A 12,242-nucleotide genomic window follows, 5' to 3' on the forward strand; every position below is an offset into this window, starting at 1 on the left:
GCTGGGGTTCCTCTCTCTTCTGGACTTTCATCGCGGGTACGGACCGAAGCACTACGACGCCACTGCGGACACCGCGCCTCGGGCGGTGGAGTCCGAGGCCGCAGTGCCGAGCAGGGCGGTGAGCACGGAGTGACCCGGCGCACCAGGAACTCTGGTGCGGCGGGCCGCTCGACGGTCTCAGCTCTGCTGCAGGGAAGCCAGGATGAACGCGAAGTCCGCCGACGCGAGTTCGAGCCGGTACTGCGCCAGGACACCGGGTCCCACAGCGGCGCTGCCGAGGCCCTGGACGGCATGGTCGGTGTGAAGGTGGATCACCGGGCCCGGGACGAGATCGCTGGGGTGCCGTGCGGCGTCGAGCTGTTGGTCGGTCCAGCTGGCGCGCGGCGAAATGGAACGGCTCTTCGCCACCTCGTCATCCCCGGTGGGAACCGTCGGCAACCTTTTCGCATCCTGCGGCGACCAAGCAGTGCACCTCGACTCGAATCTTCGAACGGACGGACATGCAGACTGCACGGCAGGCCGCGCGGCAGCGCAGGCGTAGACACAGGCTGATGATGGGAACGGCGGTGACGCTGACCGCCGCGGGCGTCCTCGTCTGCCTGATAACGGCCATGCTCCCCGGCCCCAAGGCCGAGGTCGGGGCCGACGTGGTGGCCCCCGCCGCCACCCAGGCGGAAGCCACGCCCTCGACCCCGACGAGCCCCGCGCCCCCGACGGACAGCTCGCATGCCGCGGAAACCCCGACTGCGGCCGTCGGTACCACCACCGCGACGCCACAGCCTTCGGCGAAGGCAACCCCGCAGGCGGCGTCCAGCACGGCACCGTCGGCAGGCCGCATCCAGCCCGAGACCACCTACAAGGGCGTCGCCACCGCCTACGCCGCCGGCGACGGCAACGGCGCCTGCCTGTTCGGCCCGACCGACGACCTCATGATCGCGGCGATGAACACCACGGACTACGAGTCGTCCAGGGCGTGCGGCGCTTACGTGCGCGTCCGCGCCGCGAGCGGTGCCTCGATCACGGTCCGGATCACCAACGAGTGCCCACTGCCCTGCGCACCCGGGCAACTGGACCTCAGCGAACAGGCCTTCGCGAAACTGGCCGATCTCAAGGTCGGCCGTATCCCGATCACCTGGAGCCTGCTGAGCCCCCAGACGTCCCGCACGATCTCCGTCCGGTACAAGACCGGGTCCAGCCCCCACTGGTGCGGCATCCAGGTGATCGACCACCGCAATCCGGTCGCACGGCTGGAGGTACGCACCACCAAGGGCTGGCGGAGGCTGCCTCGTACCGACTACAACTACTTCCTCTCCGCCGACGGCAGCGGGTGCGGCGGCGCGATGAGGATCACCGACATCCACGGGGAGCAGCTGACGGTCGACGGGACCGCGCTGCTGCCGAACGTCGCACAACCGACCCGGGTCCAGTTCGCCCCGCACTGACACCGCACCGCGGCCGGGTGGCGGATCCGGGGTGTGGCGCATCGGAGCGCCCTGGGCCGCACCGGGCGTTGGTACGCTGCCGCCCGGATGTTAGCGCACACATTTGCGGAGGGGGCGGGCAACGGACATGGTCCTCGATGACGCGTCCGCGGAGTTCCACGACTTCTTCGAACGCCACTACGCCGAACTCGCCCGGTTCGCCCATCTCCTGACGGGCGAGGCGGACAGTGCCGACGATCTGGCCGCGGACGCCCTGATCGCACTGTGGCAGCGCTGGGACCGGCTGCGCCAGGCCGAGTACCCACTCGCCTACGCCCGTGGTGTGGTCGCCAACCTGGCACGGTCACGGATCCGCAGCACGGTGCGCGAGCGCCGCCGGATCGCCCTGTTCTGGTCCCGCGGCGCGGAGCCCTTGGACGGTCCGGACGTGGCCGCCGTGGTGGACGTGCGGACCGCTCTCGACCGGTTGCCGTTCCGGAAGCGGGCATGCGTGGTCCTGCGGCACGCCTTCGACCTGTCGGAGAAGGACACCGCTCTGGCGCTCGGAATATCGGTCGGTACGGTGAAGAGCCAGACCTCGAAGGGGATGGCCGAACTGGAACGGATGCTGGGCAGCACAGGAGCAGCCGGGGAACTGTTGGCGGGGAGGAGGAGCCGTTGAACGAGGAACTCACCGGGCGGCTGCGCGCGGCCGCCGAGGCCCACCAGCCCGACCGCGCCCGGATCCTGGCACGCATGGAACGCGGCATGTCCGGCGCCCCCGCCGGCCCCCGCGAGTCATCAGGCACGAGGCCCTGGCCCAGGGTCGCGCTCGCATCCCTCGCCACGGCCGGCATTCTGGCAGTCGGGGGTTTCGCCGTCGCCGCCATCGTCCAGTCCCCGCCGGCCCGGCCGGACATCTCAGCCACCCCCGCCGCGCCGTCCGCGACCGGGACTCCCCACCCGACGCCGTCGGCGCCCACCACCGGTAGCCCGACCGCGCCGGACCGCCCGTCCTCGACGAGCCCCAGCCCTGCGATGTCAGGCAGCGCGGGCTCGGCCCGGCCCGACAGCGCGCACGTCCAGGACGGGCCCCTGTGGTCGGCCGGCTCCTTGGGGACGAACAGCAACAGCTTCTGGGCTCAGAGCAACATCACCCTCAAGACCACCCAGCCGCTTACCGCACTCACCGTGGAACTGCGCATCACGCAGACCGGCGCAGTGCAGAGCACCGGCAGCTGGCGGACGCTGCCCGCCGAGGATTTCACCGTCACCGTGCAGCACGAGGGCGGAGCAGTGGTCTACCGCTGGATCCTCAAGCCGGGCCGCACGGTCCCGGCCGGACAGCATGTCTTCGCCGGCCAGTACAACCACGCCGCCGGCGAGCGCGAGGTCGAGCACGACGGCTACCGCGTCGACGCCGGCGGTCCCCGCGGCGCCCTCTCGGTCTGGGGCGGCTTCACCCCGGCACGATGAGGCCACGCCCGTAGCCCGATGGCGCGGGTGCGGCGGCGGTCGAGGCCGTGGATGTCGAGAGCGTCCTCGGAACGAGCCCAGCTGATCTACCAGCACTCCACCAAGGAGCACCAGCGCAGGCTCGCCGACGACATCGACGCCACCGTCCGGCTCCAGCGGGTTCCTGCCGACCGCGGGCAGCCGGCCCGGCTGGGACCGCCCGCACGCTCGTGTCCCCGCTTCCGGCGTCGGCACCCGGCCGAACCGCGCGGGCGAGGTGATCCGCGCAAGGGGCGCGGCATCTGACCGCTGTGACCGTCTTCAAGGGCACGGTTGGGGCACGCCCCTCGTCTTCAGGCTGGGGTGGTGTGCGGCTGCTTCGGGCCAGGCGGCGGTTGCCTCAGGGAGAGGATGATCAGCAGAGCGAACGCGGTGAGGGCGGTGAGCGTGCGCAGGTTGTTGAAGAGTTCCCAGCGCCGCAGGATCTCCGCGTGATCGACCGGTGCCGAGGTGAGTGCCCATTCCTTGATCCGGCCGTTGATCGGAACGTTCCCGAACCGGGTTATCAGGAAGGAAGCGAGGGTCAGCAGACTTGCCGTACCCGCGATCAGGCGGGCGCGGCCGCGTGTCAGGGTCGCGAGAGTGAGGGAGCTCAGCGTCGACACGGCCATTGCGGCCTGCATGGTGATGCCGTTCATCTTCATCAGCTCGGCGTGGAATGACAGCCGCATGTCGAGCGGTACTGCGTTGAAGGTGGGGACGAGGTTGGCCGCGCCGTAGCCGAATGCGCCGGCGAGGAGGCCGGTGGCGAGCAGGGCGAGTCCTTGGAGGAGTCGGATGCGCATGGTCGTTGGCTCCAGTACATAGGTGCTTGTGGGGCCAGGTCCGGTCGACGGCCCTGAGTGGTGGAGGCGGGAGAGGACCCGAGCCAGAGCTGTGGTGCGTCACCGGCAGTGGTTCGCGCGGCGGCTACGACCGGGTGCCGGAGCGCCCCGATGAGCGGCTGGACAGTACCTGGCCCAGCGCCAGCACGCTCAGGCCGAACGTCAGGATGCCCAGGGGGACATGGAGCGACGACATGTGCGCGATGCCCAGCACCACCTGCACCGAAGCGAGTACGAGGAAGCCGGACGCGTACAGGATGGGGCGGGGTGACCCGCCGCCCGACCGCCAGGCCAGGATCGCGGCGAGCACGTACAGCATCGATGCGCCGTACATCACCTTCGATCCGGCGTCGTGCAGTACCGCGCCGAGGGACGAGGACAGCAGCATTCCGGCGGTGACCGCCTGGAAGAAGAGGGCCAAGGTCTGCAGGGCTATCGCGACCTGCGGGAACGTGAGTCTGCCCTGTACTGCCGTCGTCTGTGTGGCCATGACGCGGTCCCCTCTTCTGCCTCGCGGCGGTGGATCGGCGGTGTCTCGACAGTCCGACGATGCGGGCCCGCGAAATGTCAGGCGAAGCGCCGGCCTCACAGCCCGTCCACCAGACGCCCGTGGTCGCTGCCGCCAGCCGGCCACGGGCGTCGTACGTGGACATCGCCGCCGCACCCAGCGGGTCGCGGCTCTCCACCACGCGGTCCGTCTTGTCCGCCAGGTGGGGGCAACGAGTCGTACTACCGCTCCAACTGCAGCTGAGAACCTTCGCGGTTCTCTGGGCTTCCCGTAAGCCATCCCCGTTCTGATCTCGAAGATGGAGTTAAACATGCAGGTCAGTCGTATGATCAAGGGTGCTGTCGCAGCTGGTGCGCTCGTGGTGGCCGTCGCTGCCCCGGCGCTGGCCGGCGAGTCGGATGTCAGTGGCGGTAAGTGGTACTTCGGGGTCAGCAGCAGCGACTTCGTGTAATCGAACTACTATCACCCGGACCGTTGTCACGGTTCCTCGGCGAAGGGCAAGTACCTCGCGCAGAGCGGCAACGTCGAGAAGGACAGGACGTCCTACGCATCGGCGCCGGAGGCGGCGTGGGGCAACCAGTCCTACTACCGCTCCAACTGCAGCTGAGAACCCTCGCAGTTCTCCGGGCTTCGCGTAGTCATCCCTGACCGTGTGGGGGGCCGGAAACAGGTCCCCCACACGGCCGGGCTCTTCTGCGATGTGCTCAGCCCCACGTCATGCCCCCAAGCGCTCCAACCTAGGTAGTCGATGCTGCACCGAGGTATCAAATTCATCTACGCCGCCGTGCTCGCGTTCTCCGCGGTGGTCTCGTTTCTGTTCGTGCGGGGGCTGGACGAGGACTGGGTGCTCGGTCACTCGGCTGTGGTCTGGGTGCTTGACTCCGACGACTCGACGAGCGGGTCGCAGGTCGCGGGTGATCTGGCGTCGTTTGCCGCAGATCACAAGGTCTCGGTCGCCCGCGAGGTGCCTGACCTGAAGGACCCCGACGGCCGCCGACATCTCTACCTTGCTTCCGGCTCCCCGGACTCCGATGGGGCGTCATGGCTGAACGAGGGCTATCCGGCGTTCGGCCGGGACTACCGCACCGAGGTGCATCCGCTCGCTGAGATCGGACAGCGGGACCCGCGGGGCTTCTACTACGTGTTCGGGCCGCCGGAGGCCGCCAAAGCCCTGGTGGCCGAGTTTGCCAGTCTGGGCCTGCAGGCGAGTGTGCAGCACCCGCTCTCCCTAGCGGAACTGGCTCCGTACTACTCGGACGGCGCTCTCGCCTTGGCGCTCGGTGTGGTCGCTCTGGCCGCTGTGACGATGACCGGCGCGAGTGTCCTGCTCAACGCGAAGACGTACGGGGTGTTGCGCCTGCAGGGAAGGTCCTTCGCCGAGATCCTGCTCCGTGACCTGCGTCAACTGGCCGCGTTCGGCGCGATCGCGGCCGGCGCGGTAACCGCTGTCGTCCTGCTCCTCCTCGGCTGGTACAACGGTCTCGCCTGGATTGGCCTCTTCGCTTCGGTGACCGCAGGCATCGCTGGCCTTCTCGTCCTTCTGATCCTGGCCACCCACGCGGCCGTGCTCGCCCTGACCTTCAAGACCGACATCCTTCCCGCGCTCAAGGGCGAACTGCCTGCCAGAGCGGCCTCCGTCTCCGCGTACCTCGTACGCGTTCCCGCCCTGCTGCTCGCCCTCAGCATCGCCACCTCTGTCGTCATGGCCGGCCAGGACATCCTCTCCCGACAGGAGAGCAGGGACGTCTACGCCAAGGTGGGTGATACATCCTCAATCCGCCTCAACGGCAGCCTGGGCGAAGACGACACAGAGGTGATGGAAGAGAGTGTTGGGCGATGGCTGCGCCAATCCGACGCGGCTGGCAAGCTCATCGTCGCCGGCCGCCGCGAACTCCGTGACATAGCTCCGCGTTCCGGCCTGCCCCAGGGCGAGTTGCTCATCGTTAACGAGACCTTCCTCACCGAGCAGCCCTTCTTCGATCCCGCGGGAAGCCGCTATACACCCGCACCACAGGACGGCAAGGGCCCCGACGCCCACGCCGTGCGCGTGCTCGTGCCCGAATCCCTCGGTCGGCATGCATCGGCCATCGCCGCGGAGATCCCCGGAACCCTGAGCCCAGCCCAACCGGAACGCATCCGGCCGGACCAGGTGCAGACGCTTACCGCCAAGAGCGGCCAACGAGTCTTCGGCTACAGCTCTGGCGACCAGGCACACACCGCCGCCCGCAACATCAAGGAAGACCGCTCGCTGGTCAGCGACCCGGTTCTCGTCGTGATCCCCAACGGATCGCGGTTCCTCACCGACAATGCCTACACCTCGTTCGCCACCCAGGGAGGTGTGGTCTTCCCCGACCCTGCCCACATCCAGGAAGGCATCGAAGCGAACAAGCTGCAGGACGAAGTCATAGCCATCCGTCCGGTAGGGCAGAACGCGGCCCTGCAGATGCGGGACGCGCTCAACGACTTCCGGCTCCATCTATTCAACTTGGCCGTAGCCGTGGCCGTGCTTGTCATTACCGGCATCGGCGTTTGCATCGTCTACTCCCGCAAGAACGCCCAGGCCATCTTCGTCAAGCACATCAGCGGCTGGACGTTCGCGGCCAGCCACCGTTCCGTGTTGGCTGTCGAGGGAGTCCTCGCCGTTCTCCTGGCCGGCTGGGTCCCGTTCGACGTGTGGCAGCAGAACCAGGAACTGAAGGAGTACACGGCCCTCGGTATCCCCGCTCCCAGCGAACCTGCGCAGATCACCGCACTGGACCTGGGCCTCACCACAGGGCTGGTCGCCTTCGAGGCCGGTGCCGTGCTCTTGGCGCTGATGGTCTTCCACCGCCGAATCGTCAAGGAAGGGGCGACCGAAGGATGAAGCCACCCACACCCACACCCCTTCACTCAGGAGGAGCAGCGCCGTGATCGATATTGAGAAGCTGTCGAAATCCTTCGGCCCTCGGACCCTGTGGTCCGATGTCACCTTGACCATCAACGGCGGAGAGATGCTCGCCCTGGTCGGCCCCAGCGGCTCGGGTAAGTCCACCCTCCTCAACTGCCTTGGTCTCCTGGAAACACCCAGCGCGGGCGCGATCCGACACCAGGGCAAGGACATCACCCGATTCGACCGGCGCGGGATCCGGCGGTTCCGCCGCGAGGTACTGGGCTACCTCTTCCAGAACTACGCCCTGATCGAGAACGCCACCGTCGCCGCCAACCTGGAGGCCGCCATCAAACCCCGGCGGTCGCTGAAGCACAGCCCTCGCTTCACCATCGCCGAGGCCCTCGACCGCGTTGGCCTCGCCGGGCGCGAGAAGGAGAAGATCCACTACCTCAGCGGCGGAGAACAGCAGCGGGTGGCCCTTGCCCGACTCATGGTCAAGCAGCCGGCACTCGTACTCGCCGACGAGCCGACCGGCGCCCTCGACCACGCCAACACCACCATGGTCGTCGATATCCTCCGCGAGATGAGCCACGCCGGATGCGCTGTCGTCATCGCCACCCACAACGACTATGTGCGTGACCGCTGCGACACCGTTTTCGCTGTCAACGAGCCTGCCCCGGTAATGGCCTTCCCGCCGAGGTCAGCCCAGAGGTGATCTCGTATGGGCTCAGCGTCTTGTGCCAGTAGGGTTGCGGAGCCCCTTCGAGCGATCGTGCCGCTTACTTCGTCACGGCCTCCGGCGGTGGCCCTCATGGCGGACCTGGATATCCACGGGCAACGAACCAGCCGACGGCCATGCTCGTCCTCGATCAGAGCGCGCGCAGTGATGCTGAGGCCCAGTGTCTCGCTCGGCCCGAAACGAAGCAGCGCAGAGGACGCGGAGGCTCGTTGTGATTACCGAAGCCCGCTGGAAGTCGAGGACCACCCTCGTGAGGCGGTCTCCGGTCGGCTCCACGGGATCGTGAGTACCGCGGTTTCAGGCGTTCATGGCGTCGCGGACTTTGGCGGTGTCCACGAACTGTTCGAAGCGGACGATGCGGCCGCCGCGGACGATGAAGTGGTGGGCGACGCGTACGTCGATGTCCTTGTCGGTGGCCTTGTTGGTGGCGGTGTAGCGGGCCAGGACCACGACGTTCTCGCCATCGACGATGTAGGTGTCGTCATGGGCGGTCCAGTTGTCCCAGTCCTTGCCCAGCCGTTCCATGACAGCGGAGGTGACGCCGCCCGGGGTGCGGTAGGTGCCGGCCAGGGGGAAGCCCGCCATCTCGGTCCATTCCACGTCGTCGGCCAGGGTGGCCCGCAGCGCTTCGAGGTCGCCGTTCGCCGAGGCGAGGTACTGACGGCGCACCACGTCGGCGGGGGCGGTGGAGGTGTGGAAATCGGTCGTCTCACTCATGGTGATGTCCTTTCTCAGGTCGGTCAGGACAGGACGCGTTCGGTGGCGGTGGGGCACCGGCGGTAAGTGGGAACGCGCCTGGCTCCTCCGTAGCGCTGCAGCAACTGGTGGATGCCCGCGCCGAGGACGGCGCCGGACGGGTGCGCAGGGTGACGGCGATCAGGCATCCGGCTTCGGCGAGGAAGACGGAGAAGCCGTTCCAGGCGGGCGCCGGTTGAACAGTGGCGAACCGGACCGGGGCAGCGGCCGCTTCCTGGCCCCAGACCAGACGTGCCAGCCCCGCCCCGGCCAGCAATCCGGACAGCAGGGCGAGCGTATAGGGAAGGACCCAGCGTGCGGGGAACGCGCCCATGAGCCATAGGGCGACGCTGACCGCCGGGTTCATGTGCGCGCCCGAACGCCGCCCCCACGGACTGCGGATCAGGCCGAGCAGCACCCGAGAGGGGGGTGCCATGAGCCAGCGGACGACGGTCACGATAGGTACGCGCGACGACAGGCGCGGGAGGGCCGGCCTCGGCGGAGCGGGTGGTGGTGCTCATCGTGCTCTCTCACAGGGCTCGGTGGTCAGGGTCTGCCCGGTCCCGGGCTGGGTGCCCGGGACCGGAACGCGGGGTGCGGGTCAGCCCCAGGTCATTTCGCCCTTGGCGACCTTGGCGCCGAGCTGGGCCGCGATGAGCATCCCCGCGTCCGGGTAGCGGGCGACCAGTGCGCCGGTCAGGGCCTCGCCGCTGTCGGCCTTGTCCAGTTCGGCCTCGAAGGCGGTGAGGTAGTCCCGGGTGTAGGCGATCGGGCTCGCGTCGAGGGTCGTGGTGGGCAGGCGGTGGCCGGGGACGGCGAAGGCCGGGTTCAAGGCCGTCATCTCATCCAGCAGCTCGATCCACACAGCGCGGTCCTGGGGCTTGCCGGTGTCGGCGACCCAGACGTGCTCGTTCTGGAAGAGCAGGACGCCGGCGACGATCGCCCGGTGCTCGGCCTGCCACAGGTAGTGGCGGTCGGGCAGCCCCGGGTGGCCGCCCTTGAGCTGGAAGACGTGGCCTTCGAAGGTGAGGTCACCGGTCAGTTCGGTCATCTCGACCAGCCGGGTGGGGCGGTTGGCGCCAACCGGCTCCCAGGCCTTGAGCTTGCTCTCGTAGGCGGCCTTGATGTGCTCGATCACCAGTGGTGTCGCGAGGATCTCGGCGTCGGGGAAGGCATCGGCGATGACCTCGGCGCCCCAGTAGTAGTCGGGGTCGGCGTGGCTGATGAAGACCTTGGTGAGGTTCTTGCCGGAGTCGAGGATCTCGGCGGCCAGCCGGTGTCCGTCGGCGCGGGTGAACCCGGTGTCGATGAGGAACGCGTCGTGCTCACCGGTGATGAGGGTGGCGGTCTTGTTCTTCGAGCCGACGGGGAAGTCCAGGTCGATGACCTTGAAGTCGAGAGTGCTCATGATCATGTCCTTTGCTGGGATCAGCGTGAGGGGTGCGGGCTGCCGGTCGTCTGGGGTTCAGGTTCACCCCGCCGTGTCCGGGTGGGAGCAGACCGTGCGGGTGTGTCGGCCGAGATTCAGCGGCCGGACGCGGCCGACGGGGTGCGGGCGGAGCCGAACTGCTCCAGGACGGTGTCGATCGTGTCGGGATGGGCGTGGCCGACGGCGAGCACCGCGGTGCGGTCGCCGTCCTGGACGAGGAGGGTCGGGTAGGCCTTCGCGCCGAGGTCGGCCGCCCGCCGGAAGTCGGCCTCGGCCGCGCGGCGTGCGGCCGGTGCGGTGAGCGCGGCCCCGGCTTCTACCGGGTCGAGGCCGGCTGCCGCGGCGATCCGGGAGAAGGTGTCGGGGTCGGAGAGGCTCAGGCCGTCCTGGTAGAACGCGGCCTGCACTGCCACGGCCAGCTCCACCGCCCGCTCCGGGGCCGCCTGTCGCAGCACGGTCACGCCTCGGGCGGCGTCCAGGGAGTCCATGACGAACGAGCCGTCGGCGATCAGCCGCTCGTACCCGGCCCCGAACACGACACCGGTCAGCTCGCTGATCTTGGCGTTCGCGCCCTGGACGTAGCCGAACTCGCGGATCGGCACGGCCCGCGGCCCTGTGAACAGACCGCCCGACACGACTTCGACGGGCAGTTCGGGGTGGCGCAGGGTGACCTCGGCCAGTGTGGGGGCAAAACCGTAGGACCAGCCGCAGTAGGCGTCGAAGACGTAGACGAGTTTCATGGGAAGGCCTTCGCAGAGGGAGTCGCTCCACACCGAAGCGATATACCTGCTTGAACAGTATCTGCCGTGTCAGGTATTCCGGCTTGCTGAAAGGCCCTCGATCTCGGGGCTTCCGCCCCTACCGCAGGCGGGGCAGCGCGTCCCGCGCCGAGTGGGACAGGATGCGCAGGCACTCCATGAACTGCTCCCGTGCATCCTCGGGCAGCGGAGCCAGGAAGTGGCGGCGGATGTTCTCCACGTGCAGCCGGCTGGCCCGCACCACGAGGTCCTCGCCCCGCCCGGTGAGCCGTACCAGCTTGCCCCTGCGGTCCGCGGGGTCGTCGGCGCGCACCACCAGCCCGGCGGCCTCCATCCGGTCCACCAGCCGGGTCATCCCGCCCGTGGTCAGGACCCGCTCCTGCGCGATCGCCCGCATCGACATGCCCCGACCACCCGCCCGGCCCACGATCAGCAGCACTTCGTACATCAGGTGACTGATCCCGAACTCCTCCTCGATCGCACCGCCGAGCAGGTACTCCAGCCGCCCCGCGGCCCCCTGTAGCCGTCCGAACGCGAGCACCAGCTCATCGTTGGCCGCCTCCTGCGCCGAAGCGATCCCCGCACCTTCACCCACCGCCACACCCTTCGCTCGTCCAATCCGGATCCCAGCACGATCATCGCCCCTCCCGGCCGCCCGGCTCGCGGCAACGCCCTCCCCGGCAGGCGCCGCGGACAGCCCTGGGTCGGCAGGGCCCGGCCGAGGCGGATCCGCCCGCCGCCCTCTCGACGCGGGCGGCGCAGCCGCGCCGGGGCTGTCGCGTTGCCGAGCTGATTCCCTCCGCCAGGCGGGGGCAGGCTAAGAAGTGCACCGGCCGGGCTGTGATTGCGAAGGGACCTGAGGATGATCCAGGCAGCGGACATTCGCGAGTGGCGTACCCACGATGTGGTCGACTCGGGCGGGCACAGGATCGGCGCGCTGGAGGCCGTCTACGTGGACACCAGCACGGACGCGCCGGCCATGGCCACCGTGCTGGTGGGGCTGCCCACCCGGCACCGGCTGGTCTTCGTTCCGCTGGACGGCGCGATCGTCGGGCCGGTGTACGTCAAGGTCGGCTACGACAAGGCGCTGGTGAAGAAGAGCCCTTCGATCGGCACGGACGACGTCCTGCCCGCCGAGGAAGAGGCAGCCATCTTCCAGCACTACGGCCTCACCTACCGGCCCGGTGCGGGCGGTGAGCGGTTGCTCGCCCGCCGCTGAGCCCCATTCGCCCGAGGAGGTGTCCACGTCGTGAAGGTTTTCTTGATCCTGGTCATCGTGGCGATGGTGCTGGGCATCATCGGCGCTGTCGCCGAAGGCATGCTCTATCTGCTGTTCATCGGCATCCTGGTCTTCGTGGCGGCCCTGGTCTACCTGGGCATGCGCGGGCGTCGCTCCGGACGCCGCCACATCCGCTGAGACGGCAGGGTGACCTTCTGCACCAGG

General features: G+C 68.8%; 16 protein-coding genes and 2 pseudogenes. 10 read left to right on the forward strand and 8 right to left on the reverse strand.

Annotated features, from left to right (window positions below; translation table 11 throughout):
• Positions 1 to 177: 177 nt before the first annotated feature.
• On the reverse strand, positions 178 to 408 hold the full coding sequence (locus tag ACZ45T_RS20295) for a beta-galactosidase small subunit-related protein (protein WP_468443152.1): 231 nt from the start codon (positions 406 to 408) through the stop codon (positions 178 to 180).
• Between the two features lie 143 nt (positions 409 to 551).
• Between ACZ45T_RS20295 and ACZ45T_RS20300 the strand changes: the two genes are divergently transcribed.
• From ACZ45T_RS20300 to ACZ45T_RS20315, 4 genes and pseudogenes are all read left to right on the forward strand, one after another.
• Positions 552 to 1,442: an expansin EXLX1 family cellulose-binding protein gene (locus tag ACZ45T_RS20300; protein ID WP_468443154.1), complete on the forward strand. Its 891-nt coding sequence runs from the start codon at positions 552 to 554 to the stop codon at positions 1,440 to 1,442.
• Between the two features lie 127 nt (positions 1,443 to 1,569).
• On the forward strand, positions 1,570 to 2,103 hold the full coding sequence (locus tag ACZ45T_RS20305) for a SigE family RNA polymerase sigma factor (protein ID WP_468443156.1): 534 nt from the start codon (positions 1,570 to 1,572) through the stop codon (positions 2,101 to 2,103).
• Positions 2,100 to 2,897 carry a hypothetical protein gene (locus ACZ45T_RS20310; RefSeq protein WP_468443158.1) on the forward strand — a complete coding sequence of 266 codons (798 nt, stop codon included), beginning with the start codon at positions 2,100 to 2,102 and terminating at the stop codon, positions 2,895 to 2,897. The genes ACZ45T_RS20305 and ACZ45T_RS20310 overlap by 4 nt, the downstream gene beginning before the upstream one ends.
• Before the next feature lie 63 nt (positions 2,898 to 2,960).
• Positions 2,961 to 3,182: pseudogene (locus tag ACZ45T_RS20315) on the forward strand (hypothetical protein); the annotation flags it as partial.
• Between the two features lie 47 nt (positions 3,183 to 3,229).
• Here the strand turns inward: ACZ45T_RS20315 and ACZ45T_RS20320 are convergent.
• Together ACZ45T_RS20320 and ACZ45T_RS20325 are read right to left on the reverse strand one after the other, a co-directional pair.
• Positions 3,230 to 3,721: an anthrone oxygenase family protein gene (locus tag ACZ45T_RS20320; protein WP_468443160.1), complete on the reverse strand. Its 492-nt coding sequence runs from the start codon at positions 3,719 to 3,721 to the stop codon at positions 3,230 to 3,232.
• A 124-nt stretch (positions 3,722 to 3,845) separates the two neighbouring features.
• A complete protein-coding gene (locus ACZ45T_RS20325) occupies positions 3,846 to 4,250 on the reverse strand; it encodes a hypothetical protein (protein WP_468443162.1) in 405 nt (134 codons plus the stop codon).
• 328 nt (positions 4,251 to 4,578) lie between these two features.
• On the opposite strand from ACZ45T_RS20325, the gene ACZ45T_RS20330 reads away from it, so the two are divergent.
• The 4 genes and pseudogenes from ACZ45T_RS20330 (at position 4,579) to ACZ45T_RS20345 (ending at position 7,852) form a co-directional block, all read left to right on the forward strand.
• Entirely contained in the window at positions 4,579 to 4,719 is a 141-nt protein-coding gene (locus ACZ45T_RS20330) for a hypothetical protein (RefSeq protein WP_468443164.1), read from the forward strand.
• Positions 4,720 to 4,731: 12 nt separating this feature from the next.
• Positions 4,732 to 4,875: pseudogene (locus ACZ45T_RS20335) on the forward strand (lactococcin 972 family bacteriocin); the annotation flags it as partial.
• A 141-nt stretch (positions 4,876 to 5,016) separates the two neighbouring features.
• Positions 5,017 to 7,131, forward strand: a complete 2,115-nt coding sequence (locus ACZ45T_RS20340) for a bacteriocin-associated integral membrane family protein (RefSeq protein WP_468443166.1) — start codon at positions 5,017 to 5,019, stop codon at positions 7,129 to 7,131.
• Positions 7,132 to 7,174: 43 nt separating this feature from the next.
• Positions 7,175 to 7,852 (forward strand): ATP-binding cassette domain-containing protein, encoded by a 678-nt coding sequence (locus ACZ45T_RS20345; RefSeq protein ID WP_468443168.1) that lies wholly within the window; start codon positions 7,175 to 7,177, stop codon positions 7,850 to 7,852.
• A gap of 321 nt (positions 7,853 to 8,173) precedes the next feature.
• Here the strand turns inward: ACZ45T_RS20345 and ACZ45T_RS20350 are convergent, their stop codons facing one another.
• The 5 genes from ACZ45T_RS20350 to ACZ45T_RS20370 form a co-directional block, all read right to left on the reverse strand.
• The gene (locus ACZ45T_RS20350; protein WP_468443170.1) at positions 8,174 to 8,593 is read right to left on the reverse strand and encodes a nuclear transport factor 2 family protein; all 420 of its coding nucleotides are present in this window, start codon (positions 8,591 to 8,593) and stop codon (positions 8,174 to 8,176) included.
• Positions 8,586 to 9,029, reverse strand: coding sequence for an aquaporin (locus tag ACZ45T_RS20355; protein ID WP_468443172.1), 444 nt, complete (start codon positions 9,027 to 9,029; stop codon positions 8,586 to 8,588). The genes ACZ45T_RS20350 and ACZ45T_RS20355 overlap by 8 nt, the downstream gene beginning before the upstream one ends.
• A gap of 183 nt (positions 9,030 to 9,212) precedes the next feature.
• Positions 9,213 to 10,019 carry an MBL fold metallo-hydrolase gene (locus tag ACZ45T_RS20360; RefSeq protein WP_468443174.1) on the reverse strand — a complete coding sequence of 269 codons (807 nt, stop codon included), beginning with the start codon at positions 10,017 to 10,019 and terminating at the stop codon, positions 9,213 to 9,215.
• A 116-nt stretch (positions 10,020 to 10,135) separates the two neighbouring features.
• Entirely contained in the window at positions 10,136 to 10,780 is a 645-nt protein-coding gene (locus tag ACZ45T_RS20365; RefSeq protein WP_468443176.1) for a DsbA family protein, read from the reverse strand.
• Positions 10,781 to 10,898: 118 nt separating this feature from the next.
• Complete coding sequence (locus ACZ45T_RS20370; RefSeq protein ID WP_468443178.1) at positions 10,899 to 11,393, reverse strand: MarR family winged helix-turn-helix transcriptional regulator; 495 nt, start codon at positions 11,391 to 11,393, stop codon at positions 10,899 to 10,901.
• 267 nt (positions 11,394 to 11,660) lie between these two features.
• Here ACZ45T_RS20370 and ACZ45T_RS20375 point away from each other — a divergent pair, with 267 nt between their 5' ends.
• Positions 11,661 to 12,017 (forward strand): PRC-barrel domain-containing protein, encoded by a 357-nt coding sequence (locus ACZ45T_RS20375; protein WP_468443180.1) that lies wholly within the window; start codon positions 11,661 to 11,663, stop codon positions 12,015 to 12,017.
• Between the two features lie 30 nt (positions 12,018 to 12,047).
• Positions 12,048 to 12,215: a hypothetical protein gene (locus ACZ45T_RS20380; RefSeq protein ID WP_257555530.1), complete on the forward strand. Its 168-nt coding sequence runs from the start codon at positions 12,048 to 12,050 to the stop codon at positions 12,213 to 12,215.
• Positions 12,216 to 12,242: the final 27 nt, after the last annotated feature.

Source organism: Streptomyces sp. NPDC030995 (assembly GCF_055571215.1).

Bases quoted from the DNA above. Each gene is read 5' to 3' on its own strand.
- ACZ45T_RS20300 (WP_468443154.1), top strand. From the start codon at position 552: ATGATGGGAACGGCGGTGACGCTGACCGCCGCGGGCGTCCTCGTCTGC.
- ACZ45T_RS20305 (WP_468443156.1), top strand. From the start codon at position 1,570: ATGGTCCTCGATGACGCGTCCGCGGAGTTCCACGACTTCTTCGAACGC.
- ACZ45T_RS20320 (WP_468443160.1), bottom strand. From the start codon at position 3,721: ATGCGCATCCGACTCCTCCAAGGACTCGCCCTGCTCGCCACCGGCCTC.
- ACZ45T_RS20325 (WP_468443162.1), bottom strand. From the start codon at position 4,250: ATGGCCACACAGACGACGGCAGTACAGGGCAGACTCACGTTCCCGCAG.
- ACZ45T_RS20330 (WP_468443164.1), top strand. From the start codon at position 4,579: ATGCAGGTCAGTCGTATGATCAAGGGTGCTGTCGCAGCTGGTGCGCTC.
- ACZ45T_RS20340 (WP_468443166.1), top strand. From the start codon at position 5,017: ATGCTGCACCGAGGTATCAAATTCATCTACGCCGCCGTGCTCGCGTTC.
- ACZ45T_RS20350 (WP_468443170.1), bottom strand. From the start codon at position 8,593: ATGAGTGAGACGACCGATTTCCACACCTCCACCGCCCCCGCCGACGTG.
- ACZ45T_RS20360 (WP_468443174.1), bottom strand. From the start codon at position 10,019: ATGAGCACTCTCGACTTCAAGGTCATCGACCTGGACTTCCCCGTCGGC.
- ACZ45T_RS20365 (WP_468443176.1), bottom strand. From the start codon at position 10,780: ATGAAACTCGTCTACGTCTTCGACGCCTACTGCGGCTGGTCCTACGGT.
- ACZ45T_RS20375 (WP_468443180.1), top strand. From the start codon at position 11,661: ATGATCCAGGCAGCGGACATTCGCGAGTGGCGTACCCACGATGTGGTC.